General features: G+C 68.8%; 23 protein-coding genes and 1 tRNA gene. 12 read left to right on the forward strand and 12 right to left on the reverse strand.

All coding sequences use genetic code 11. From position 1 onward, the window contains the following. Positions 1–48: 48 nt before the first annotated feature. Positions 49–606 carry an NAD(P)H-dependent oxidoreductase gene (locus VHS75_RS22300; RefSeq protein WP_329640832.1) on the reverse strand — a complete coding sequence of 186 codons (558 nt, stop codon included), beginning with the start codon at positions 604–606 and terminating at the stop codon, positions 49–51. Between the two features lie 128 nt (positions 607–734). Here VHS75_RS22300 and VHS75_RS22305 point away from each other — a divergent pair, with 128 nt between their 5' ends. Further along, positions 735–1664, forward strand: a complete 930-nt coding sequence (locus VHS75_RS22305; RefSeq protein WP_329640833.1) for a LysR family transcriptional regulator — start codon at positions 735–737, stop codon at positions 1662–1664. Here the strand turns inward: VHS75_RS22305 and VHS75_RS22310 are convergent. Next, on the reverse strand, positions 1661–2449 hold the full coding sequence (locus tag VHS75_RS22310) for an enoyl-CoA hydratase (RefSeq protein ID WP_329640834.1): 789 nt from the start codon (positions 2447–2449) through the stop codon (positions 1661–1663). The genes VHS75_RS22305 and VHS75_RS22310 overlap by 4 nt on opposite strands. Before the next feature lie 55 nt (positions 2450–2504). On the opposite strand from VHS75_RS22310, the gene VHS75_RS22315 reads away from it, so the two are divergent. Genes VHS75_RS22315 through VHS75_RS22330 form a run of 4 tightly spaced genes read left to right on the forward strand, consistent with a single transcriptional unit; the run spans position 2505 to position 8017 of the window. Then, positions 2505–3635, forward strand: a complete 1131-nt coding sequence (locus VHS75_RS22315) for a ferritin-like domain-containing protein (protein WP_329640835.1) — start codon at positions 2505–2507, stop codon at positions 3633–3635. A gap of 52 nt (positions 3636–3687) precedes the next feature. Beyond that, positions 3688–4710 (forward strand): FAD-dependent oxidoreductase, encoded by a 1023-nt coding sequence (locus tag VHS75_RS22320; protein WP_329640836.1) that lies wholly within the window; start codon positions 3688–3690, stop codon positions 4708–4710. Next, positions 4707–5876, forward strand: a complete 1170-nt coding sequence (locus tag VHS75_RS22325) for an acyl-CoA dehydrogenase family protein (RefSeq protein WP_329640837.1) — start codon at positions 4707–4709, stop codon at positions 5874–5876. Before VHS75_RS22320 ends, VHS75_RS22325 begins: the two co-directional genes overlap by 4 nt. 11 nt (positions 5877–5887) lie before the next feature. Next, positions 5888–8017 carry a prolyl oligopeptidase family serine peptidase gene (locus VHS75_RS22330; RefSeq protein WP_329640838.1) on the forward strand — a complete coding sequence of 710 codons (2130 nt, stop codon included), beginning with the start codon at positions 5888–5890 and terminating at the stop codon, positions 8015–8017. Between the two features lie 29 nt (positions 8018–8046). Here VHS75_RS22330 and VHS75_RS22335 read toward each other — a convergent pair whose 3' ends face one another. Beyond that, entirely contained in the window at positions 8047–8745 is a 699-nt protein-coding gene (locus VHS75_RS22335; protein WP_329640839.1) for a TonB family protein, read from the reverse strand. A 182-nt stretch (positions 8746–8927) separates the two neighbouring features. Here VHS75_RS22335 and VHS75_RS22340 point away from each other — a divergent pair, with 182 nt between their 5' ends. From VHS75_RS22340 to VHS75_RS22350, 3 genes are all read left to right on the forward strand, one after another. Further along, positions 8928–10679, forward strand: a complete 1752-nt coding sequence (locus tag VHS75_RS22340; protein ID WP_329640840.1) for a hypothetical protein — start codon at positions 8928–8930, stop codon at positions 10677–10679. Between the two features lie 207 nt (positions 10680–10886). After that, positions 10887–12320, forward strand: coding sequence for a serine hydrolase (locus VHS75_RS22345; protein WP_329640841.1), 1434 nt, complete (start codon positions 10887–10889; stop codon positions 12318–12320). 65 nt (positions 12321–12385) lie between these two features. Further along, on the forward strand, positions 12386–13213 hold the full coding sequence (locus VHS75_RS22350; protein WP_329640842.1) for a transglycosylase SLT domain-containing protein: 828 nt from the start codon (positions 12386–12388) through the stop codon (positions 13211–13213). A 111-nt stretch (positions 13214–13324) separates the two neighbouring features. Here VHS75_RS22350 and VHS75_RS22355 read toward each other — a convergent pair whose 3' ends face one another. Continuing rightward, entirely contained in the window at positions 13325–14521 is a 1197-nt protein-coding gene (locus tag VHS75_RS22355) for a CoA transferase (RefSeq protein ID WP_329640843.1), read from the reverse strand. A gap of 149 nt (positions 14522–14670) precedes the next feature. Beyond that, positions 14671–15045 carry a response regulator gene (locus VHS75_RS22360; protein ID WP_329640844.1) on the reverse strand — a complete coding sequence of 125 codons (375 nt, stop codon included), beginning with the start codon at positions 15043–15045 and terminating at the stop codon, positions 14671–14673. A gap of 285 nt (positions 15046–15330) precedes the next feature. On the opposite strand from VHS75_RS22360, the gene VHS75_RS22365 reads away from it, so the two are divergent. Together VHS75_RS22365 and VHS75_RS22370 are read left to right on the forward strand one after the other, a co-directional pair. Further along, positions 15331–16479 carry a DUF2336 domain-containing protein gene (locus VHS75_RS22365; RefSeq protein WP_329640845.1) on the forward strand — a complete coding sequence of 383 codons (1149 nt, stop codon included), beginning with the start codon at positions 15331–15333 and terminating at the stop codon, positions 16477–16479. Between the two features lie 55 nt (positions 16480–16534). Next, positions 16535–17320 carry an NUDIX hydrolase gene (locus tag VHS75_RS22370; RefSeq protein ID WP_329640846.1) on the forward strand — a complete coding sequence of 262 codons (786 nt, stop codon included), beginning with the start codon at positions 16535–16537 and terminating at the stop codon, positions 17318–17320. A 22-nt stretch (positions 17321–17342) separates the two neighbouring features. On the opposite strand, the gene VHS75_RS22375 is transcribed toward VHS75_RS22370, so the two are convergent. The 3 genes from VHS75_RS22375 to VHS75_RS22385 form a co-directional block, all read right to left on the reverse strand. Next, positions 17343–17828, reverse strand: coding sequence for an Hpt domain-containing protein (locus VHS75_RS22375; protein ID WP_329640847.1), 486 nt, complete (start codon positions 17826–17828; stop codon positions 17343–17345). Positions 17829–17959: 131 nt separating this feature from the next. Further along, positions 17960–18718 carry an NAD kinase gene (locus tag VHS75_RS22380; protein WP_329640848.1) on the reverse strand — a complete coding sequence of 253 codons (759 nt, stop codon included), beginning with the start codon at positions 18716–18718 and terminating at the stop codon, positions 17960–17962. 64 nt (positions 18719–18782) lie between these two features. Then, positions 18783–19889 (reverse strand): DUF2336 domain-containing protein, encoded by a 1107-nt coding sequence (locus VHS75_RS22385; RefSeq protein ID WP_329640849.1) that lies wholly within the window; start codon positions 19887–19889, stop codon positions 18783–18785. 113 nt (positions 19890–20002) lie between these two features. On the opposite strand from VHS75_RS22385, the gene glpK reads away from it, so the two are divergent. Together glpK and VHS75_RS22395 are read left to right on the forward strand one after the other, a co-directional pair. Beyond that, positions 20003–21502, forward strand: a complete 1500-nt coding sequence (glpK, locus tag VHS75_RS22390) for a glycerol kinase GlpK (RefSeq protein ID WP_329640850.1) — start codon at positions 20003–20005, stop codon at positions 21500–21502. Positions 21503–21560: 58 nt separating this feature from the next. After that, positions 21561–22331: a class II aldolase/adducin family protein gene (locus VHS75_RS22395; protein WP_329640851.1), complete on the forward strand. Its 771-nt coding sequence runs from the start codon at positions 21561–21563 to the stop codon at positions 22329–22331. A 243-nt stretch (positions 22332–22574) separates the two neighbouring features. Here VHS75_RS22395 and VHS75_RS22400 read toward each other — a convergent pair whose 3' ends face one another. The 4 genes from VHS75_RS22400 to VHS75_RS22415 form a co-directional block, all read right to left on the reverse strand. Further along, positions 22575–23081 carry a cytochrome c family protein gene (locus VHS75_RS22400; protein ID WP_329640852.1) on the reverse strand — a complete coding sequence of 169 codons (507 nt, stop codon included), beginning with the start codon at positions 23079–23081 and terminating at the stop codon, positions 22575–22577. Between the two features lie 74 nt (positions 23082–23155). Further along, positions 23156–23608, reverse strand: coding sequence for a YaiI/YqxD family protein (locus tag VHS75_RS22405; protein ID WP_329640853.1), 453 nt, complete (start codon positions 23606–23608; stop codon positions 23156–23158). A 20-nt stretch (positions 23609–23628) separates the two neighbouring features. Further along, a tRNA-Thr gene (locus tag VHS75_RS22410) sits at positions 23629–23701 on the reverse strand. 227 nt (positions 23702–23928) lie between these two features. Continuing rightward, positions 23929–24272: S1/P1 nuclease (locus VHS75_RS22415; protein ID WP_329640854.1), on the reverse strand; the 344-nt coding region annotated here is incomplete at its 5' end.

The following is a 24272-nucleotide window of genomic DNA, read 5'->3' on the forward strand; positions in this document are numbered from 1 at the left end:
GGGAATGAATAGGGTGGGAAGCGTCATCGTCATCTCGCTCCGGGGCGTCTAGCTCAAATGCCTTTCGATGCCGTCGGCGAACACCTGGCCAAAGCCGGTCAGGAACTCGCGGGTCGCCTCGTTGGTCAGCTCGCCGTTCTCGTCGAACATCGCCGCGACGCCGCCCACGTAGGTCTCCGGCTGGTTCACGGTGGGCATGTTCAGGAACACCAGCGACTGGCGCAGGTGGTGATAGGCGCCAAAGCCGCCGATGGCGCCCGGCGAATTGCTGACCACCGCGGCCGGCTTGCCGTTCCAGACGCTGGCGCCATAAGGGCGTGAGCCCACGTCGATGGCGTTCTTGAGCACGCCGGGCATCCCGCGGTTATACTCGGGGGTGACGAACAGGACCGCGTCGGCCGCCTTCACGCGGTCTCGGAAGGCTGTCCATTCGGCGGTGGGCGTGGCTTCCAGGTCCTGATTGAAGAACTGCAGCTGGCCGATGTCGACGAAGTCGAATTTCAGGTGGGTCGGCGCTTCGGCTGCGATCGCCTTGGCGAGCTTGCGGCTGAAGGATTCCTTGCGGAGGCTGCCGACGATGACGGCGACGGTGCGGGGTTTCGACATGGTTCTCTCGCTTTCGAGGTGCCTTGGAATTGGTGTGAGCGGAAAATGCGCCCACGCCGTCTGGTTGATAATCCGGCTTGAGCGCACAATTATGTTTCCGTTTGGGAAGCAATAGAGCGGGATCGTCCATGGATCGGTTCGATGAGATCAACGCCTTCGCCGCCGTCGCGGACGCCCGCAGCTTCACGCAAGGGGCGCGGCGGCTGGGCGTTTCCAGCGCCCAGGTGTCGAAGCTGGTGGCCCGGCTGGAGAACCGGCTGGGCGCACGCCTGCTGAATCGCACGACGCGGGACGTCTCGCTCACGGACACCGGCCGCGCTTACCTGGAGCGCGCCCGCGGCCTGCTGGAGGATTTCGAGGCGCTTGAGGGGTCCGTCCGGGACCAGAGCGGGCCGCGGGGCCTGTTGAAGATCTCGGCTCCGGTGTCGTTTGGGGCGGCCCAGCTGATGCCGGCCCTGCTGGATTTCGCCGCCGCCTATCCGGAGGTCTCTCTGGACGTCTCGGCGACCGACCGGATGGTCAATCTGGTGGAGGAGGGCTTCGACGTAGGCGTCCGCATCGGCGAGCTCGGCGATTCCTCGCTGATCGCGCGCAAACTGGCGGCGGTGCGGCTGGTGACCTGCGCCTCGCCGGGCTACCTGCAAGCGGCCGGCGCGCCGGCCACGCCGCATGACCTCGCGCACCACGAGGCGATCCTCGACAACAACATGCGCGACCCGACGGTCTGGGCCTACGGGAGCCGGAGCGAGAGCTTCGATGTTCGGGTGCATGGACGCTTGCGGTTCGGCGGCGCCGACGCTTGCGTCGCCGCGGCCAGGCGCGGGCTGGGCGTCACCCGGACTCCGGCCTTCGCGGCCGCCGAAGACCTGCGGGCCGGTCGGCTGACGCCGCTGCTCTGCGCCTATGAGTCCCAGCTAATCCATGTGCATGCGGTCTATCCGCACGCCCGCCACCTGGCTGCGAAGGTCCGCGCCTTTGTGGACTTCCTCGCCGCGCGCTATGCCGGCGAGCCCGAGTGGCATCAGGGCTGGGGCGAGGCGAAGCCCGCCGTCGCCTAACGCCCCTTGGCCGCCGCCCGCTCGGCCAGGAAGCGGGCCATCGAGGTCGCAGGTTCGTCCGTGGTCCAGGCGTCCTCGAAGGCGTCGACCCCGGCGGCGACGCCCGCCGTGACCGGCAGGTCCTCCCAGGCCCGGATCAGGGCCTTCTGGATGCGCGCCGCGCGCGGTTCGGCCTCCAGCAACAGGTCCAGCAAGGCTTCAGCGGCCGCGAACAGCAGGGCGGGCGGATGGGTCTCCTCCACCAGGCCCCAGGCCGCGGCGTCCGCGGCGCTGAAGGTCTCGCCGGTCATCAGGATGCGCCGCGTGCGGCCCCAGCCGATCAGCGAGGGCAGGAGGGCCGCCTCCACCACCGAGGGCAGGCCGAGCTTCACCTCCGGCATCCCGAAGATCGCGGTTTCGGCCGCCAGGCGCATATCGCAGGCAGCGGCAATCTCCATTCCCGCGCCGAGGCACCAGCCGTTGATCGCCGCGATCACCGGGACCGGCAGGTCGCGGATCGCGCGGCAACAGCCGTGCACCTTGAGGATGAACGCGCGCGCCGCGGCCGGCGAGGGCAGGGCGGCCATCTCGTCGATGTTGGCTCCGCCGATGAAGGCCTTGTCGCCGGCGCCGGTCAGCACGACAGCGCGCAGGTCGCGCTCAGCGGCCAGGTCCGCGAAGACGGAGACGAACTCGGCCATCACTCCCGACGACAGGCTGTTGAGCTTCTTCTGATTGTCGATGGTGACGATCGCGACGCGGCCGCGCGCGCGCGTTTCGTGGCGGACTGTGACGTAAGAGATCATTGTTCAGTTGCCGCTTTGATGTTCTCATTCGCGAGCCAAAGGGAGGACACATCAGATGGCCGACGGCAACATCACCAAAGACATTCTCTACGACGCCGTCGCGCCCGACGATTTCGAGTCCATGCTGGAGCTCGACCGCTACAACGCCCGCTCGACCGCCTTCGACAAGATCATCTCGGCGACCCACGACCACTTCTGGGATCCGCTGGACCCCAAGTACATCGACTTCTCCGAGCCCTGGGACATGGAGAACGACGCCCTGTTGCCGGACGATCAGGTGGTCAGCCTGGGCGTGCCCTACGTCCTCGAACATCTCGAGAAGACCGGCCAGAAGGCGAAGTTCATCAATGAGATGGCGCTGTGGCAGTTCTCCTCGATCCTGCACGGCGAGCAGGGCGCGTTGAACCTGTCGGCCAGCCTCTGCCATGTGCTGAAGGACCAGGGCGCGCAGGAATACGCCGCCAACCAGACCCGCGAAGAGGCGCGGCACGTCACCGCCTTCGCCAAATATATCAAGGCCCGCTGGGGCCGGCCGCGGCCGTGCGGCGTGGTGCTGCAGCAGCTATTGGTCGACATCATTTCCGCGCCGGAGGTCTACAAGAAGATCATCGGCATGCAGATGCTGGTGGAAGGCCTGGCCATGGGCGCCTTCGCCACCGGCTTCCAGTTCAACCGCGACCCGCTGGCCCGCAAGCTGTTCCAGCTGGTGATGACCGACGAGGCTTTCCACCACAAATTCGGGAAGATCTGGGCCGACCGCACCATCCCGAAGATGAGCGCCGAAGAGCGCGAGACGGTCGAGGACTGGGCCGCCCACTGCTTCCAGAGCCTGCTGTTCAACCTGGGCTCGCCGATCCAGCAATCCCAGGTCTACCGCGACTTCGGCATGGACCCCGAGTTGGTGCTGGAGGGCGTCCGCGCCATCATCCAGAACGATGACGCGCGCCGCGAGCGGCTGAAGAGCCAGACCAATATCTTTCGTGTGCTGATCAAGACCCTGCACAACGCCGGCCTGATCACTGAGCGCACGCGGGCCTTCTACGCCACCTACGTCGACATGGACGAGCTGAAGGCCGAGGGCGACAAGATGGTCGGCGACGATATCGCCGAGGCGGGCATCAAGTACCTCCAGGAGATCAACTTCAGGGACCGCGGCGCCAGGCCGGTGAACATCGCCGCCGAATAGACGTAGGCGGGGTTGGGCTTGATTTTCACGGGCCGGACGGCTCGTTAGGCCCATGGCGCATGGACCCAGGGTGATCGTGGCGGGCGCGGGCGCGCTGGGGCTCAACGTAGCCCTGGCGCTGGCCGACGCCGGTTGCGCGGTGACCGTCTGCGATCCGGCGAAGGCGCCTCAGGCGTCGTCGGTGGCGGCGGGGATGCTGGCGCCGGTGTTCGAAACGGTCCTGGACGGCGGCGATGACGCCGACCTCGACCTGCTGCTTTCGGCGCGGAACCTGTGGCCGGCGCTGGCGGCGCGCGCCGGCGTCGAGGTCGACCGATCGGGAACGGCGGCCGTGGGCTCTGCGGCCTGGCTGGCGCCGGTGCGCGCCGGGCTCACGCGGCTAGGTTTCCGAGGCGCGGATCTGCCGAGCTCGCTGCTGATGGGGCTTGCCCCGGGGGTGTCGGCCGATGTCGAGGCGCTGTTCCTGCGCGAGGACTGGCGGCTCGACCCGCGCCAGGCGCTGAAGGTGCTGCGGCAGGCGGCCGAGGCGGTGGGCGTGGCGTTCAAAGCCCAGGCTGTCCGCGAACGCGGCGACGCCGACTGGCTGGTGATCGCCACCGGGGCGGCGCAGGGCCTCGCTGACGTTGCGCCTGAGCTCCACAAGCTGACTCCGATCAAGGGCCAGATCCTGCGCTACGCCGACCGGCGCGGCGGCCGCGTGAGCCTGCGCGGCGAGGGCGCCTACGCCGTGCCGGGCGCCGACGGCCTGGCGATCGGGGCGACGATGGAGCCGGGCCGGGACGATGCCGAACCGGACGCTGCGAGCCTCGCGCCCCTGGTCGCGGCGGCGGCGCGGCTGTTCCCGGAGTTGGCGGGCGCGACCTTCGGCGTCTCAGCTGGGGTTCGGGCTGCGTCGCCGGACGGGCGGCCGCTGGTGGGCGCCTCAGTGACGCCGGGCGTGATCCTGGCGGTCGGCGCGCGGCGCAACGGCTGGCTGCTGTCGCCCCTGGTCGCGCGGATCGTCACGGCGCAGGTGACCGGCGCCGATCCTGGCCCCTATGCGACGCGGTTCGACCCTGCGAGGTTTGCGGCATGACGGCCTATGGATTCACCGACGATCAGCAGGCGATCCGCGAGGGCGTGCTGCGGCTCTGCGCCCGCTTCGACGCCGACTACTGGCGGCGCACCGATGAGACCGGCGAGTTCCCGGAAGATTTCGTGGCCGCCATGGCCGAGGCCGGCTGGCTGGGCGCCGCCATGCCCGTCGAGCTGGGCGGCTCGGGTCTCGGCGTCACCGAGGCTGCGATCGCCATGCAGGCGGTCGCCGAGAGCGGGGCAGGCTTCACCGGCGCCAGCGCGCTGCACCTGAACATCTTCGGCCCGATGCCGCTGGTGAAGTTCGGCACCGCCGAGCAGAAGCAGAAGCTGATCCCGCGGCTGATCGCCAACCAGGACAAGATGTGCTTCGGGGTTACTGAGCCCGACGCCGGCCTCGACACCACCAGCCTGACGACCCACGCCGTGCGCACCAACGAGGGCTATGTCATCCGTGGTCGGAAGATGTGGACGACGATGGCCCAGCGCGCGACCAAGATGCTTATCGTCGCCCGCACCACGCCGCGCGCCGAGGTGAAGAGGGCCACCGACGGCATCAGCCTGTTCTACGTCGACTTCGACCGCGAGAAGATCCAGGCGACCCCGATCGCCAAGATGGGCCGCAAGGCGGTGGAGTCGAACGCCGTCTTCATCGACGATCTGGCTGTGCCGCCCGACGCCCTGGTGGGCGAGGAGGGCAAGGGCTTCTACTACCTGTTGCAGGGGCTCAACCCTGAGCGGGTGCTGATCGGAGCCGAGGCGGTGGGCCTGGGCCGCGCGGCGCTGGCGCGGGCCGCCGGCTACGCCAAGGAGCGCGTGGTGTTCGGCCGGCCGATCGGTCAGAACCAGGGCATCGCCCATCCGCTGGCGCGCTGCTGGGCCGAGTTGGAGGCCGCCAACCTGATGGCGTTCCGGGCCGCCGCCCTCTACGACGCCGGCCTCGAGTGCGGGGCGGAGGCCAATGCGGCCAAGTACCTGGGCGGCGAGGCCGGCTTCCGCGCCTGCGAAGCCGCAGTCCTGACCCACGGCGGCATGGGATATGCCAAGGAATACGACGTCGAGCGCTATTTCCGCGAGGCGATGATCCCGCGGATTGCGCCGGTCAGCCGCGAGATGATCTTCAACTTCATCGCCGAGCGGGTCTTGGGCCTGCCGAAGAGTTACTGAGGGGGAGTTGCATGCGAAATCTGTGGGTCGGAGCGGCGCTGGGCGTCGCGATGCTGGCGGCCGGCGGCGGGGCCAGGGCGGCGGACAGCTTCACGGTCGCCGACGCCATCGCCTATCCGTTCACGCTCGGCCTGGTCAGCGCCGAACACGCCGACCGCATCGCCTGGGTGCGCGACGTCAAGGGCGTGCGCAACCTCTGGGCGGCAGAAGGGCCGGACTTCACGCCCCGGCAGGTGACCCAGTTCACCGCCGACGACGGGCAGGAGCTGACCCAGCTGACCTTCTCGCCGGACGGCAAGACCCTGGTCTTCGTGCGTGGCGGCGACCACGACGGCAACTGGCCTGCGGCGGGCAATCTATCGCCGGACCCGGCGCTCTCCGCCGACGAGCCGAAGGTGACCCTGTGGCTGGCGGACCCCACCGGCGCCAAGCCGGCGGTGAAGATCGTCGAGGGCGACGCACCGGCGATCTCGTCAAAGGGCGAGCTGGCCTATCTGAAGGACGGCGTGGTCTGGACCGCCAAGATGGACGGGACGGGCGCGAAGAAGCTGTTCTTCGACCGCGGCAAGGACAGCGAGCTTAGCTGGTCGCCGGACGGCACGAGGCTGGCCTTCTCTTCCCTGCGCGACGGCGACCATGGCTTCATCGGCCTCTATTCCGGGGCCGACCAGCCCGTCGAATGGCTTGCGCCCTCCACCGGGATCGACCGGGAGCCCGTCTGGTCGCCGGACGGCAAGCAGGTCGCCTTCACCCGCCAGCCCGGCCGCGGCGGGGCGCCGCAATCGCTGCTGGAGCGCCAGCCGCGCCCCTGGGCGATCTGGACGGCGGACGCCGCGACGGGCGTGGGCAAACGCGTCTGGAAAAGCGGTGAGGACCTGCACGGCTCCTATCCGGACGTCGCCGGCCAAGCGAACCTGGCCTGGACGTCGATGGGCAAGCTGGTCTTCCTTTCGGAGGCCGACAACTGGCCTCACCTCTATTCGATCCCGGCGGCGGGCGGCGAGGCGAAGCTGCTGACCCCGGGCGCCTTCATGGTCGAGCACATCGCCATGGGCCGCGACGGCAAGTCGGTGATCTATTCGGCCAACACCGGCAAGGACCCGGACGACAACCAGCGCCGCCACCTCTACCGCGTCTCGATCGACGGCGGCGCACCCGTGCCTTTAAGCAGTGGCGCGACCTTGGAATGGAGTCCCGCGGCGCTCTCGACCGGCGTGGCCTTCATCGGAGCCGATGCGAAGAATCCGCCAGTGGTGGACGTGATGGCGGCCAACGGTTCGGCCCGCCGAGAGCTCGCCGGTCAGGCGCCGCCCGCCGAGTTCGCCGGCGCGAAGTTCGTGGTCCCGAAGAAGGTGAGCTGGAAAGCGCCGGACGGCCTGACCATCGAGGGCCAGCTCTTCCAGGCGCCGGGAGGCAAGACCACGCCCGCGGTGATCTTCGTCCACGGCGGGTCGTTCCGGCAGATGATCCTGGGCTGGTCCTACATGGACTACTATTCGAACGCCTACGCCATGAACCAGTACATGGCCGCGCACGGCTTCACGGTGCTGTCGGTGAACTACCGCCTGGGCATCGGCTACGGCTGGGATTTCCAGCATTGGCCGAACGGCGGCGCGCTCGGCTCGTCTGAATACCAGGACGTGGCGGCGGCCGGCCGCTTCCTGCAACTGACGCCGGGCGTCGACCCCAAGCGGATCGGCATCTGGGGCGGCTCCTACGGCGGCCTGCTGACGGCGCTGGCGCTGGCGCGCAACTCCGACATCTTCAAAGCGGGGGTCGACTTCCACGGCGTCCATGACTGGTCGCGCACGGTGGCCCGTCAGTACGGCGCGCGCACCGACCGCTATGAGAAGGGCGATCTCGCCCAGGCCATGGAGACGGCCTTCAAGGCCTCGCCCATCGCCGACATCGGGACCTGGACCTCGCCGGTGCTGCTGATCCAGGGCGACGACGACCGCAACGTCCACTTCGCCGAGATGATCGACCTGTCGCAGCGGCTGGAGGCCAAGGGCGTGGACTTCGAGCAGATGGTGATCCCCGACGAGATCCACGGCTTCCTGCGCTACGCCTCGTGGCTGAAGGCCGACACGGCGACGGCGGAGTACCTGACGCGCAAACTGGGCGCCCAGCCTGGGAAGTAGCTGGACACCCAGTCCGCTCGCGCTTCAGCTCAGCGGACGCTGAAGCGGATCGGGATGTTGACGGTGGCGCCGTCCACCGGCTGACCGTCCAGGGTCTGCGGGCACATCCGGAAATAGCGGGCGAGCTTCTGGGCGGCCGGGCCGAAGCCGGCGCCGGCGGGCGTCTCGGCGCCCACGCGGCAGTCGCGGACCGTGCCGGCGGCGGCCACCGTGCAGACCAGGGTCGCCGAGCCGCTGAGGTCGCGCCGTAGCGCGCCGTCCGGATAGACGCCGGCCATTTCCTCGCCAGTCGGCTTACGCACCCAGCTGGGGTTGCCGATACTGTGCGTGACCGGCGGCTGCGGCGGATCGGTGATCACGCCTGCGGTCTGCGGGATCGTGTCGACCAGCTTGAACGGCAGTGGCGTCTCGATCTGGATCGGCTTGGTCGGCAGGGTCTGGATCTGAGGATCCTGCGGGATCGCTGTCTCATGGACCTTCAACGGCGGCAGTGGCTGCGGCGCGACCTTCGGATGACTCGGCTGCAGGGTGACGACCGCACCGGAGAAGACCTCATCCGGCGTGACCGCCGCTGGGGCTGGCGGATTGAACTTCGCGTAGGCCAGGTAGAGCACGGCCACGAGATGCAGGCCGACGGAGGCTGCGACGGCGGCTCGGATATGGGGCGGCAGTCGGGGCCGGCTCGTGCGCGTTTCGAAACCCAGGGGGACGGCTTGACGGACGACCATGGCGGACTCCACTAGCGTTTCACATGCGTAATAAATTACGCTTGTGAAACTAGCCGTCAAGAGCCTGGATGCCCGCGGTCGAGGTTCTCATGAAGGCCGCGTTCCTGCCCGGTTCATGTTCGCCGAGTCACATTCCTGACATCGAAATCGGAACGGCAAAGCTTCTGCGGGGTTTTCGTATCATGTCCTACCGCCGCCTTCTCCTGACCGCCGCCGCCACGAGCTTGATGCTCGCCGCGTGCAACCAGCAATCCGCAGCGCCTGTCACCGGCGCGCCGATCGCGAGCCTGCCGCTGGCCGAGGCCGCGCCGCCGCCCGAAGCCGCCGCGCCCGCCGCGAGCGACCTGCCGCCCGCGCCGCCGATCACCCGGATTTCCGCCCGCCGGCCGGTCTACAGTTACATCGACGACGCCTATGATATCGGCGACACCTTCGCCGACAGCCCGCCGGACTACACCGTCGATTACGACGGCGTGCAGCCCTGGGTCTGGCGCTCCAGCGGCGGTGACTACCGCGTGGTCGAGCAGACGTCCTATGGCGAGCGCGTGTATTTCTATCACGCGGGCGAAGACTATCCGTTCCTGATCCGCGACCATGACTACTCGTACGCCTATGACAACGGCGGCCTGGTCGAGGTCTATGACAGCTACGGCCAGCCCTATCCGGGCTATGGCGCGAGCCTGCTGGCGGTCGCCGCTCAGTACCTCTACCGCGGCCAGCGCCTGCACGACGCGGCCATCCATGAGCAGCGGCAGGCCGCCTATGCCGCCGACTGGCGGGCGCGCCGCGACAGCGTGCTGGCCGACCAGCAGCGCTGGGGCGAGGAGCAGCAGCGCAACCCCGACTGGCGCCGTTTCCATGACGAGCACGTCCAGCGCCAGCAGCCGCAGCAGGCGTCGTTCCAGCAGGAACGCGCTCAGCGCCAGGCCTACGTCCAGCGGATCGCGCCGGTGATCGCCGCGGCTCCGCAGGCGCCGCCGATGCGTCAGGGCCCGCCTACGGGCGATCGTCGCGACTTCGCCCAGGACCGCGGCGGACCGCCGCCGATCGTGGGGCCGCAGGGCCGCCCGGGGCAGGCTCCGGGACAGGCTGAAGCCCAGGCCGCCGCCGCGCGCGACCAGACTAACGCCCAATGGCGCGCCGCCCAGGCCGGGAACCGCGACCAACAGCAGCAGCGCGCCCAGGCCGATGCGGCCAACCGGGCCGGCAATGACGCCCAGCGTCAGCAACAGGCGCAAGCCCAGGCCCAAGCTCACGTTCAGGCCCGCGACCAGCAACGGGCCCAGGCCGACGCCGCGAACTCTTCGCGCGACGCGGCTCAGCATCAGCAGCAGGCCCAGGTTCAAGCTCAGGCTCGTGATCAACAGCGCGCTCAGGCCGACGCCGCCAACCATAGCCGTGACGCGGCCCAGCATCAGCAGCAGCAGGCGCAGGCCCAAGCCCAGGCTCGGGACCAGCAGCGCGCCCAGGCGGACGCCGCCAATCGCGCCCGTGACGCGGCCCAGCATCAGCAGCAGGCTCAAGCTCAAAACCAGGCGCGCGACCAGCAGCGGGCCCAGGCGGACGCCGCGAACCACGCCCGTCAGGACGCGCAACAACAGCAGGCCCAGAACCAGGCCCGCGACCAGCAGAGGGCGCAGCAGCAGGCCGCCAGCCACGCCCATGACGACGCGGCTCGTCAGGCTCAGGCTCAGCAGCATCAGGCGCAGGCGCAAGCGCAAGCGCAGGCCCAGCAGCACCAGATGGCCGCGCAGCAACAAGCTCAGGCGGCGGCGCAGCAGCATGCTCAGGCTGCGCAGGCTCAGGCCGCCGCGGCGCAGCACGCGCAGCAGGCTCAGGCTCAGCAGGCTCAGGCCCAGCATGCCCAGGCGGCGGCCCAGCACGCCGCCCAGGCCGCGGCGCACGAGAAGAAGCCGGACGACCAGAAGAAGTAACGTCCGGCTGTAAGTTTTCCCCCGCCCGTCGGACTATCTCTGCAGAACGGGCGGGGACGACGGGTGGACGCAGGCGCCGGACAGGACGAACGCTACGCCACGGCTGCCGCCGCGCCGCCAAGCACGCCGCATTCAGCGGCAGATCGATGAGATCAGTGCATTCGGCCGAGACTAGGCGATGATGGCGAAAATCTTGAGGGGTCTCGGATGCGCAAGCTGTTGGCCGCGCTGGCGGCGGGGTTGCTGATCGTGGGCGGCGCGCCGAAGGCAGGGGCCCAGACGCCGACGGCCGCCGCCGTATGGGTCACGCCCAGTGACGCGGAGATCAAGGCGATCCTGCGCCAGCGCATCAAGGCCGAGCATTCGGGCGTCGGCATCGTGGTGGGCGTGATCGACGCCCACGGCCGGCGCATCGTCTCCTATGGGGTGAGCGACAAGGCCGATCCCAGACCGGTGGACGGCCGCACGGTCTTCGAGATCGGGTCGATGACCAAGGTCTTCACCTCCCTCGTGCTGACGGAGATGGTCCAGGCCGGCGAGGTGAAGCTGGACGACCCCGTCGTGAAGTACCTGCCGCCTGGGACGAAGGTCCCCGAGCGCAACGGCAAGCAGATCACGCTCGTCGACATCTCGACCCAAAGCTCGGGCCTGCCGCGGATGCCGACCAACTTCGCGCCGAAGGACTGGGACAATCCCTATGCCGACTACGGCGAGGCCCAGCTTTTCCAATTCCTGGCCGGTTACAGCCTGCCGCGCGACATCGGCTCGCAGTACGAATATTCGAACCTCGCCGTGGGTCTGCTGGGTGACGCGCTCGCCCGCCGCGCGGGCGTCGACTACGAGACCCTGGTGAAGCGGCGGATCATCGAGCCGCTTCGGATGACCAGCACGACGATCACGCTTTCGCCGGCGCTCAAGGCGCGGCTGGCCAAGGGGCACGACTCTGCACTCGACCCCGCCGCCAACTGGGACCTGGACGCCTTGGCCGGGGCCGGCGCCCTGCGCTCCGATGCAGAGGATATGCTCACCTTCCTGGGCGCGGAACTCGGCTATGTGAAGACACCGCTGGCGCCGGCGATGAAGGCGGAGTGGACGACGGCCCGGAGGCCCACCGGCGTCCCCAATCTCTCGGTGGCGCTGGCCTGGCACATCGCCTCGCCGCCGAACCGCGACGAGATCGTCTGGCACAACGGCGGCACCGGCGGCTACCGCAGCTACATGGGCTTCGACCCGAAGACCGGCGTCGGCGTCGTGGTGCTGACCAATGCCGCCACGGCCCGGGGCGGCGACGACATCGGCGCCCACATCCTGAACGGCGCGCCGCTGGCGCCCACGCCACCGGACCCCGCGGGCGGACGTCACGCCATCGCGCTCGCGCCGCAGGCGCTCGAGGCCCTGGTCGGGCGCTACCAGTTCGCGCCGGGCGTCGTGCTGGCGGTCACGCGCAAGGATGCGCAACTGTTCATCCAGTTGACGGGCCAATCGCCCAGCCGGGTCTTTCCGGAAAGCCCCACGGCGTTCTTTTCGAAATTGGTCGACGCCCAGTTCACCTTCGACGTGCCACCGAGCGGGCGGGCCGCGGCCGTGACCTTGCACCAGAACGGCCGCACTCCGACCGCCAAGCGGATCGCAGAGCCCTAAAGGCGGGGCGTCACCGTCGATATGGTTAGCGGCGCATTAACCACGATGGTTCAGGACTCGCCTCCATGGCCGCGATCGAGGGAATCCGTGGAGTCGTTGAGTCGGCGATCCAGCGCGCCGCCAGTGCGACTGGCGTCGACTTCTCGTTCCTGATGAAGACCGCCGGCCGCGAGAGCGGCATGAACCCGGCGGCCAAGTCCGGCGCCTCGTCCGCCGCCGGCCTCTTCCAGTTCGTCGAGCAGACCTGGCTCTCCACCCTGAAGCAGCATGGCGCCAAGCACGGCTACGCCCGCTACGCTGACCTGATCGAGAAGGGGAGCGACGGCCGCTACCATGTAAACGGGTCCGACGCGCACCGCGCGGTGATGGACCTGCGGCTCGACCCGCACGCCGCCTCGCTGATGGCCGGTGAGATGACCTCGGACTCGGCGGCCTATCTGAAGGGCCGCACCGGCCGCTCGCCCACCGCCGGCGAGCTCTACGCCGCCCACTTCCTGGGTCCGCAGGGCTCCGCCAAGCTGATCGAGGCGGCCGAGCGCCAGCCCGGCGCCACGGCGGCCCACCTGTTCCCCGACGCCGCCCACGCTAACAAGGCGATCTTCTACCCCGGCGGACAGGCCGCGACCGTGGGTCAGGTCTACGCCAACCTGACCAAGACCGCCGGCTCGGCCACGCCGATCGAGCCGCCCACCGCTGCGCCTCCTGAGGACGGCGGCTTCATCCAGTACGCCTCGGCCCGCGGCGTGGACCACAAGGCCCAGCAGGAGGAACTGATCTCGCTGATCCTCCGCGGCAGCCAGGCGACTGGCGAAATGGGCGTTGGCGCGCGCCTGACCGGCTCCCTGTTCACCAACGAGATGCTGAAGATGCTTTCCGAGAGCCGGAAAAGCTAGAGCCCTTCCCACTCAGGTTGGATCAACCTGAGTGGACAAGAAGGGCTCCAGATATAGACGACGACCCTGTTCTTTCCCGGCTGACTTGAATCAAGTCAGCCGGGACAGGGTCTAGGCCGCCGCCTCGGCCGCGAAGATCGCCTCGATCTCGTCCTCCGAATAGCCGATCTCGGCCAGGACCTCGCGGGTGTGCTCGCCCAGGCGCGGCGCACGCGGGCGAGGCGGCTGCGGCTCGCCCGGGAAGACGGCCGGGCTGGCCGGGGAGCGGTAGGTTCCGCCCTGGCCGTCGTCGACCTCCACGAAGCCGCCGGCGGCGGCGATCTGTGGGTCGGCGTCCACCTCGGCCGGAGTCTGGAACCGCGCCCAGACGAGGTCGGCCGCGTCGAGCCGGCGCGCGATCTCGTCGAAGGGAAGCTCCGCGAAGGCGGCCTCCAGCTCGACGGCGAGTTCGCGGGCGTTGGCGCGGCGCTCCTTGCCGGTGGCAAAGCGCGGATCGGTGACGAGGTCCGGCCGGCCGGCGACGCCAAGGAATTTTTCCCAGCCGCCCGAGCCGCCGCGCGGGTTGTGCACGAACCAGCGGCCGTCGGCGCTCCTGAAGTGGTTGGCGACCGCGTTGATCGGGTTTTCGCGCGGGCGGATCGAGGCGACGCGTCCCAGCTTCAACTGCACCGCCAGGTCCGAACCCCAGAGATAGACGCCGGTGGCCAGCAACGAGGTCTGCACCATGCGCCCGACGCCGGTCCGCTCACGTTCGTAGAGCGCCGCCAGGATGGCCGAGACGGTGGCCAGCGAGGTGCAGTGATCGCCCATGCCCGAGGTGCGCATGAAGGGCTCCACGCCCTTGGGTGCGGTCATGTAGCCGATACCCGACCGGGCCCAGAAGGCCGTGACGTCGAAGCCAGGCAGATGGGCGTCGGGGCCGTCCAGGCCGTAGCCCGTGATTACGGCGTAGACCAGCCTTGGGTTCGCCTTGCGCAGGGTGGCCTCGTCCAGGCCGTATTTGCTAAGCGACACCGGCCGGGTGTTGGTGAGGAACACGTCGGCGGTCTCGGCGAGCTTGGCCAAGGCGTCGCGACCGGCGGCCTTGGTGATGTCCAGCACGACCCCGCGCTTGCCGCGGTTGTCGAGCTCGAAGGTCGGGTTCGCGCCGATGTCGTTCTTCAGGTCGGCGAAGACGTGGCGCATGGCGTCGCCCTCGCGCCGCTCGACCTTGATCACGTCCGCGCCCCAGTCGCCCAGGATGGCCGCTGCGCCGGGGCCGGCGATGTAGGCAGTGAAATCGATAACCTTCAGGCCCTGAAGCAGCACGCGTGAATCTCCAGCTTTTGCCGCATGCTAGAGCATCAGGGTCCGCGCAAGGGAAGGGTTTCTAGCCCCGGGCCAGCATCGCGGCAGTAGCCGCCAGGCCGTAGCCGATAGCGCCCATGGTCAGCACCGCCAGCCGCCAGAGCCAAGGTTCAAGCGGCTTCAAGACGGATCACCCGGGCGAGCGCATCGGCGACCTGCTGCGGCTGGAACGGCTTGGCGACGAATTCCGATCGGTCGATGCCGTTGAATTCATGGCGTGGGTCCCGGGCCGCGGAGATGAAGACCACCGGCAGATGGGGCGAAAAGGCCCGCGCATAGCGCGCGACATCGACGCCGTCAGGGCCCGGCCCCAGGTCGATGTCCGTCAGCAGTGCGAGGAGATGTTCGTGTCGATTGATGGCCTCGAACGCGGCCTGCCCACAGTAAACGGATCTGATCTCATGGCCGGATTCGCGCAGGAATTCGCAAAGCTCGAAGTTGAGAATGAAATTATCCTCAACGACCAGAATCCTGTTGACGTTCATTATTTTGGCTCCCGTAGTTTATGACAACTCCCGGGATGGGTATTGTTTCCATTCAACCTAAAATAGATTTTCAATAGACGATTGAATACTTGTTCAATTCTTGTTCTCAACCTGTCCGAATTGAGGTCGGCACTTCTCGTGGCGAGCCCGAACCCGCTCGCGATCGCCTGGGCGGCGTCGTCCACAGATTCGATTCCTAACCCGCCGTTAAGCATGATCGCCGACAGTCAGACTCGTGGGAATTCAGAGCCTGGGGTTGGGCTCGCGCCCGCATCTGGGACCGACATGGCGACCACGCGCTCAGCGCTGACGCAGGACGATATCCGCACCCTGGTGAAGGGCGCGACGCCGGATATCCGCGCCGCCGCGGCCTATAAGCTCTGCCGTTCCATCGAGACCACCAAGCTATCCATCGACGATCGCGCCACGGCCCAGGAGATCCTGCGCGTCATGGCCGGCGACGCCGCCGAGCTGGTGCGCCGCGCCTTGGCGGTGACCCTGAAATCCTCGCCCCTGGTGCCACGCGATGTGGCGCTGAAGCTGGCGCGGGACGTCGAAGCCATCTCGCTGCCGCTGCTGAACTTCTCTCCGGTGTTCCTGGACAGCGACCTGGTGGACATCGTCCGGCTGGGCGGCCCGGTGCGCCAGCTGGCCATCGCGCGCCGTCCGATGCTGTCGCGCCCCGTCACCGACGCCATCGCCGAGCATGGGGGCGACCGGGCCGTGGCCGCGGCCTGCGCCAACGACAACGCCGACTTCGCCGAGGGCGCCCTGCAGCAGGTGATGGCCCGCTTCGAGACGCACGAGAAGGTGCTGGCGGCGGTTGCCTATCGCAACGTGTTGCCGCTGTCGGTCAGTGAGAAGCTCGTCACTCTGGTGGGCGACCACCTTCGCGATCACCTGATCGCCCATCACGCCATCGCAGCCGACACCGCCCTGACCCTGGCTGTGGGCGCCGCCGAGCGGGCCACGATGGACCTGGTCGACCAGGCCGGCCGCGCCGCCGATATCAAAGGATTCGTCGGCCATCTGGCGTCCGAGGGGCGGCTGACGCCTTCGCTGCTGCTGCGCGGGGTCGCCCAGGGCCACATCACCTTCTTCGAATGGGGCATCGCCGAGCTGGCCGGGGTTCCGCATCACCGCACCTGGCTGATGATTCACGACGCCGGGCCGCTGGGCCTGCGGGCGATCTACGAGCGGGCCGGGCTGCCGGCGCGCCTGTTCCCGGCCTTCCGCTGCGCCGTCGACACCTATCACGCCATGGAATTCGACGGCGGCGCGCGCGATCTGGAGCGGTTCCAGCAGCGCATGCTGCAACGGTTCCTGACCCAGCCGCAGACCGTCTCGCGCGAGGACGTCGACTATCTGCTAGACAAGATGGACGAGGTTTCCGCGGAAGCCCGCGCCGAGGTCGACGCCAGCCAGAGCGCCTGACGCCCCGGGGCGGCGGCCGCTTGCGCTTGCGGCGCCCAGGTCCCAAGCTCGGGACATGCCCCAAACACCGACCAGCGCCGACATCAAGCCGGCGGCCACCATCCTGCTGCTGCGCGACCACCCCACCTTCGAGGTGCTGATGGTCAAGCGCCACCACCAGATCGACTTCGCGTCAGGCGCGCTGGTCTTCCCGGGCGGCAAGAGCCATGCGGGCGACCACGATCCGAACTGGGAAATCCATACCGTAGGTTGGGAGGCCTATGACGCCAATCAGCGTGGCCTACGCATCGCGGCCATCCGCGAGGTGTTCGAGGAGGCCGGCATATTGCTCGCCCGCCGCCGCGATGGGCAGCCGATGAGCGGCGAGGCCTGTCCTATGGCGGTCCGTAAGGCCGTAGACGCGGGCACGACCCGGTTCATCGACGTGGTGTCGCGCCTCGACGCCTATCTCGACCTGGACGCGTTGACGGTCTTCGCCCGCTGGATTACCCCGCCGCTGACGCCCAAGCGGTTTGACACCTGGTTCTACGCCGTCACCGCGCCGGCCGAGCAGCTGGCGGCCTGCGACGGGCGCGAGACGGTGGACGCCGAATGGATCGCGCCGTCGGAGGCCCTGCGCCTGGCCGCCGCGGGCGAGCGCAAGGTGATCTTCCCCACACGAATGAACCTGCAGCTGCTGGCGGAGGCGAAAGGCGCGCAGGACGCCGTGGCGCGTGCGGCGGCGCGCAAACTGGTCACCGTTCAGCCGCAGATCGAACAGCGGTCCTCGGGCCGCGTGCTGGTCCTGCCGCCCGACGCCGGCTACGGCGCGGTCGCGGAGCCGCTGGAAAATGTAATGTAGTCGGTAGCTTGGGAGGGAACGCTTAGGCGCCCATCGCCTTGACCCGGCGTTCCAGCTCTTCGACCAGCACGCGACCGACCGCGTGCTCGTCCGACTTGATGTCGTCGCGGACGGCGGCCTTGATAGCGTCGATGTGGGCGTCGACCAGTTCCAGCTGCACGGTGGCGCGCTTTTCCTTGTCGTCGATCATCCGGCAGAGCGAGCCGGCGATACGGGTGATCAGCTGGTAGCCGTAGGTGGTGCCCAGGCCCTTCAGGTCGTGGGCGCGCAGATAGAGGTTTTCCATCGTCTCGGGCGTGACGCCGGTGGTCTTCACCTGCTGGCGGGCGGCGTCGAGTTTGACGATTTCGTCGTTCAGCCACTGCGAGAAATTGCTGGCGAGGCTCTTGAGCGCGGCTTCCGCCTTGGCGATGGCGGCCGGATCGATCGCACCCAGACGGCCGCCGCCCACTTTCAGGCGCAGCGCGTTGTTCGGCTGGATGAAATGACCGGAATTCTGCTGGCTCACGAAACGCCCTCCAGATGACTACGCCTCAGGATAGGCCCGAACCCGTTAATAACCGGTGTGAGGCAACCCACGGTTTTGACTGGACTTCCACAGCGACGGTTCGTCGCACGCGCGGGCCGGCGATCACCCGGTCAGGCGGAGAACTGCTCGGCGATGACGCGCTCTTCGAGGCTGCGGCCCTCGTCGAACAGCATGTGGAGGGCCACCTCGCGGTCCTCGGCGATGTGCACGTCCATGACGTCGCGCACCTCGATGTTGTCGGCCACGGCGCTCACCGGGCGCTTGCTGGCCTCGAGGATCTCGAAGGTCACCTTGGCGGTGTGGGCCAGAAGCGCGCCGCGCCAGCGGCGCGGGCGGAAGGCGCTGATCGGGGTCAGCGCCAGGACGCGCGCGTCCAGGGGGATGATCGGCCCGTGCGCCGAAAGGTTATAGGCGGTCGAGCCCGCGGGCGTGGAGACCAGCGCCCCGTCGCAGGCTAGTTCGCTCAGGCGCAGCTTCCCGTCGATGGAGATGCGCAGCTTGGCCGCCTGGCGGGTCTGGCGCAGCAGGGAGACCTCGTTGATCGCCAGGGCGACGTGGCTGTTGCCGTCGACGTCGGTGGCGGTCATCCGCAGCGGGTGGATCACCGCCTTTTCGGCCGCGGCGATACGCTCCAGAAGGCCCATCTCGCTGTAGTCGTTCATCAGGAAGCCGACCGAGCCGCGGTTCATGCCGTAGATCGGCACGCCCAGCGCCATGTGGTCGTGGAAGCACTCCAGCATGAACCCGTCGCCGCCCAGGGCCACGATGACCTCGGCTTCTTCCATCGGGGTCTCGCCGTAGCGTTTCACCATGCGGGCGCGGCCCTCTTGGGCCTCGGGGCGTTCGCTGGCGGTGAAGGCGATGCGCATGGCGGCTGGGGCTCGCGGTCAGGCTGGGTCCTGACCGGCAGAAGCGGTCAAGCTCAGCCGCTTGTCAAACCGAGAGCGCGGCCTGTCGGAACGCGGTCGCGGCGACCTGGGCGCTGACCGGGCCGAAGGCGCCGATGGCGCGCCGCGCGCCCTCCGGCCCGCCGCCGGGGCGGCCGTTGTTCAGGCTACGGATCATCTCCAGAATGGCCGGGAAGACGCTGCGATCGATGCCGACGGCGGCGCAGGCCAAGCCCAGCAGTTCCGGCCGGTCAGAGTCGATCACGCGCCGCACATGGTCCATCTCGAAGCGGCCCAGCGTCGCCAGGGCCGCGACGAACAGCGACAGACGGCCTTCCTGCAGGGCCCGCACCAGATAGCCGGCGCGCAGCTGGCCGGCGGCGTGCAGCTTCTCGATCAGGCGGGCCTCCATGGCCTCGCGATCGCCGTCGCGCGCCATGACCACGGCGCCCTGGCCGCTCGGCGCGGCGATGTGGGCTTCCGCGACGGACTGGGCGAGGGCGGCCTCGATCAGCGTGGGGGCCAACCGGAATCGGTCGGCGAGCGATTGGCGCAGCGCCTGTCCAACCCAGATGTACAGCCGCAGGGCCAGGTCGCCGGTCAGGCCCGGGTGCTTCGACAGCGGGATGCGCAGCGAGGCCACCTCGCGGGCGGCCTCCACCAGCCGCTGCAAGTCGCCTGGCCCGAGCTCGGCGGAGGCATTGCCGGCCAGGGCGGTCATCACCGCCGGCTCCGCGGCGCTGAGGATCGCAGTGACGACGCTGGCGCCCAGGTTCGGCCGGCGCGCCACCTCGATCTGATGCTCGATCGTCGCCTCGACGAGCAGGCGGATCAGATCGACGTCCTTGAGTAGCGGGCTGGAGGCGATCACCGGGCGCGCGATCTCGATCTCGTCGAGCGCCAGCACGTTGATCAGCGCCGGCGGCGCCCATTCGGCGGTCGAGAGCTTCTCGGCCAGCCGTTTGCGGATTTCCCGCTCGGCGCCGGCCACCAGACCCAGGAAGATGGAGTTCAGGAGGGCCTGGATCTGCGGTGAGACGACCGCTGCGGTCCCCTCGCCCGCGTCGCACAGTTCCACAATGCCCAGCAGCAAGCGCTCGCGATCCGCGGGCGCGCGGCTCTTGGCGAGTTCCAGCAGGCTTTCGCTGCTCATCGCGACGCTCAAGCCCATCCCTCCATTCTGTCGGTGAGGCTGAAACGGCGACAATGGGCGACGCCGATGAAAACATGTTTAAACCGGGAGCAACGACAAAAATGAGGGATGTGATGACCGAGCCGCTGATCCTTGCGCTCGATCAGGGAACCACCAGCACCCGGGCGATCCTGTTCGACCCCAAGGGCCGCGCCCTGGCCGAAGCCGGCCGGCCCCTGGAGCAGTTCTATCCGGCTGACGGCTGGGTCGAGCATGACGCCGAAGAGATCTTCCGCGCCTCGGCGGAGGTGCTGCGCGAGGCGGTGCAGAAGGCGGCGCGGTCGATGTCCGAGGTGGCCGCCATCGGCGTCACCAACCAGCGCGAGACGGTGGTGATCTGGGACAGGAAGAGCGGTGTCCCGATCCACAGGGCGATCGTCTGGCAGGACCGCCGAACCGCCGACATCTGCGACAGACTGCGCGACGCGGGGCGTGAGGCGGAGGTCACCGAAATCTCCGGCCTGCTGCTCGATCCCTATTTCTCGGGGACCAAGATCGCCTGGCTGCTGGATCACGTGGACGGCGCCCGCGCCCGCGCCGAGGCCGGCGACCTCTTAGCCGGCACCATCGATACCTGGGTGATCTGGAAACTGACCGGCGGAAAGGTGCACGCCACCGACGCCACCAACGCCTCGCGAACCCTGCTGTTCGACATCCGCCGGCAGACCTGGTCGCCGGCCATGGCCGAGATGCTGGATGTGCCGCTCAGCCTGATGCCGGACGTGCGCGACTGCGCCGGCGACTATGGCGAGACCGACGCGGATCTGCTCGGCCGCGCGATCCCGATCCGCGGCGTGGCCGGCGACCAGCAGGCGGCGCTGATGGGCCAGGGCTGCATCCGGCCCGGCGAGATGAAGGCCACCTACGGCACCGGCTGCTTCATGCTGCTCAACACCGGCGAGACCGCGCCGATTTCCAAGGCGCGGCTCCTGACGACAGTGGCGGCCCGCATCGGCGGCAAGGCGACCTTCGCCTTGGAAGGCGCGATCTTCATCGCCGGCGCGGCGATCCAATGGATGGAGGAGGGCCTGCAGGTCCGCGGCGGGCCGCAGGGCGTGGAGAAGCTGGCCATGGCGGCGCGCGACGACCTGGGCGTGGTGCTGGTGCCGGCTTTCACCGGCCTCGGCGCGCCCTGGTGGGACGCCGGCGCGCGGGGCGCGATCGTCGGGCTGACCCGCGACGCCGGCCTGCCGGAGATCAGCCGCGCCGCCTTCGACGCCAGCGCCTTGCAGACCCGCGATCTGATCGAGGCCATGCGCGCCGACGCGCCAGAGGCGTTCCACGCCAAGCTGGAGCTGCGGATCGACGGCGGAATGTCGCGCAGCGCCTGGTTCAGCCAGCGGCTCGCTGACCTGACCGGCGTCGCCGTGGCGCGTGCGACCTTTGGCGAGGCCTCCGCTCTCGGCGCGGCCCTGTTCGCCGGCGTCGGCGCAGGCGTCTATCGTGACGTCGAGGAGGCGGCGAACGCCCGCCCGAAGACCGAACTCTATAGCCCAGCTATCGCGCCGCATCGCCGCGAAGCCGCCTACGCCCGCTGGCTGGATGCGGTCGCGCGAACCCGCAGCCAAGCTTGACGCGCCGCCTTGCGGGGCGGATTCTGAAACTCGAACCTCAGGAACGGAAGGCCAAGCCATGGCGGATGGATCGGTTGCGGGCACAGGCTCGCTGAAGGGCAAGGTCAGCGCCGAGGAGTGGCAGGCCCGCGTCGATCTGGCGGCGCTGTACCGCCTGGTGGCGCTCTACGGGTGGGACGACCTGATCTACACCCACATCTCCGCGCGCATCCCGGGGCCGGAGCACCACTTCCTGATCAATCCCTACGGCATGCTGTTCGAGGAGATCACCGCGTCCTCGCTGGTGAAGATCGACCTGGAGGGGAACATCCTCCAGGAGACGCCTTACTTCATCAATCCGGCGGGCTTCACGATCCATTCGGCGATCCACGCCAATCGCGAGGACGCCCACTTCGTGATGCACCTGCACTCCGACGACGGGGTGGCGGTGGCCGCGCAGGCGTCCGGCCTGATGCCGATCTCGCAGCATGCGCTGATCGTCCTGCCGCGGCTGGCCTACCACGACTACGAAGGCATCGCGCTGAACCATGACGAGCGCGAGCGCCTGGTCGCCGATATCGGCGACAAGACCCTGATGCTGCTGCGGAACCATGGCACGCTGGCGGTGGGCGACTCCGCGGCCAACTGCTGGGTGGGCATGTACTATCTGGAGCGCGCCTGCACGATGCAGGTGAAGGCGCTCAGCGGCGGCAAGGACGGGGTGCTGATCGCCCCCGACGCCTCGCAGGCCGAGGTCAGGAGCCAGGTCGCCCGCGGCATCGGCGGGGCGCTGGCCTGGCCGGGCTCCCTGCGCAAGCTGGATCGCGAGCTGCCCGGCTACGACGCCTGAGGCCCAGAGCTAGAAAGAAAAGGCCTCCCCCGTCGCCGGGGAAGGCCTTGAGCGTGCGCGCCAGCTCACGAACGTGGGGGACGTTGCGCCGGTGGACACGGTCGCCGGCGGATGGGGCTCGCCGACGGTGGTTGTCCACCTGGCCGGGCCCAGCCCGTCAGGGGACGCGGCGACGATGCGCGCGGCGCGTTTGCCCGTCAAGGTTGAGTTGATCGAGCGGGCTCTACCGTACGGACATGCCGCCTAGGGCTTGAAGCCGGTCCGGATCATCACATAGGCGATGACGTCGGTGCGATCCTTGGGATCCTTCAGGCCCGCGAAGGTCATCTTGGTCCCTGGCGCGGCCACCTTGGGGTCGGTGATCCAGCTGTCGAGATGCTGCGCGTCCCAGCTCCAGCCGACCGCCTTCAGGGCGTCGGAGTAGGTGAAACCAGGCGAGGTCGCGGCCTTGCGCCCGAACACGCCATAGAGGTTGGGTCCGGTCATGTTCGGCCCGCCCTGCTGCAGGGTGTGGCAGGTGGAGCAGAGGGCGAACTTCGACTCGCCGTTGTCCAGGTCGGCGGCGTTGTAGGGCGCGGGCAGCTTGGCCAGCGCGGCCTTCTTCTCCTCGTCGGTCATCGGCGCGGGCGCAGCGGTCGGCGTCGAGGTGGTCGTCGTCTCGGCGGGCGGCGCGTTCGCCGGCTTGTTGCACGCGGAAAGCGCGGCGGCGGCGATGGCCGCGGCGGCGAGCGTCAGACCCGGATGGCGCATGCTTGGAAGTCTCCTCGAAGCGGTCGTCTCGGCCGAGGCCATACCCGCGCAGGGCGGACCGAGGCAAGGCGGGTCTAACGGCGGCGGCGTTTCTCGCGGTTCACCGCCTCGTCCAGCGCCTGAAGGAAACGCGAACGGTCGGCCGACGCGAAGGGCTTCGGCCCGCCGGTCATCTCGCCCATGGAGCGGATGTGCTCGGCCACTGCCCGCGAGGCCAGGGCCGAGCCGATGCTGTCGGGCGTGAACAGCCGGCCGTTCGGCGCGATCGCCACGCCGCCGGCCTTCAGCACCCGGTCGGCGAGCGGGATGTCGTTGGTCACCACGATGTCGCCCGGCTCGACGCGCTCGGCGATCCAGTCGTCGGCCACGTCGGGCCCGGCGTCGACGATCATCCGCGCGATCAGCTTCGACGGCGGAATGGCGATGAAGCTGTTGGAGACCACCGTGGTGGTCAGGCCGTAGCGCGCGGCGACCTTGTAGGTCTCGTCCTTCACCGGACAGGCGTCGGCGTCGATGAAGATGCGCATGCGGGCCTTCAGAAGAACGGTGCCGGATGCAGGACTCGAACCCGCGACCTTCGGTTTACAAAACCGCTGCTCTACCAGCTGAGCTAATCCGGCACGCCAATGAAATCAATGTCTTAGCTTTTCGCTCGGTTCCCGTGTGATGATTGGGGCACACATGGGGCACAAACAGCTAGGCCTCGGCCTGATCTCGCGGGACGGATGCCATGGCGAGCCACGGGCAGCAAGCCTCGATGGATCTGGCCTGAGTCGGGCGAGGCCTGCGCAGGCGACCCTTCGCGTCACCTGTGCCCCATGTGTGCCCCAGCCCCCGATTGGAGGCGCTAGCCCAGAATGCGATTGAGTTCGCTGGCCATCCGCATGCCGGCCTTCTCGAGCTGCAGGGCTGCGTCCTTCCGGGCGGCCGCCTGGTAGGCGTCGGAGAGGGCTACGTCTCCCTTCGTCGTGCACGTCGGCAGGCTGGGAAGCTGGTAGGCGTCCTTCTTGGCGATTGCGTAGCTTTCCTGGGCCCAGGTGCGGGCGTCGCCTGCCGCGCGACAATCAAGGTGAGACTCAGCGTCAATCAGGATGAGACTCGCCGCAGCTGTCACTTCGTAGGGAGGGCGTAGCCCGACTGGAGAAGTGACAGCTGCGGCGGCGCCGTCCCTTTTTGGGGGACCGCGCCGCC

Source organism: Phenylobacterium sp., from assembly GCF_036264965.1.
Classification (GTDB): Bacteria; Pseudomonadota; Alphaproteobacteria; order Caulobacterales; family Caulobacteraceae; genus Phenylobacterium.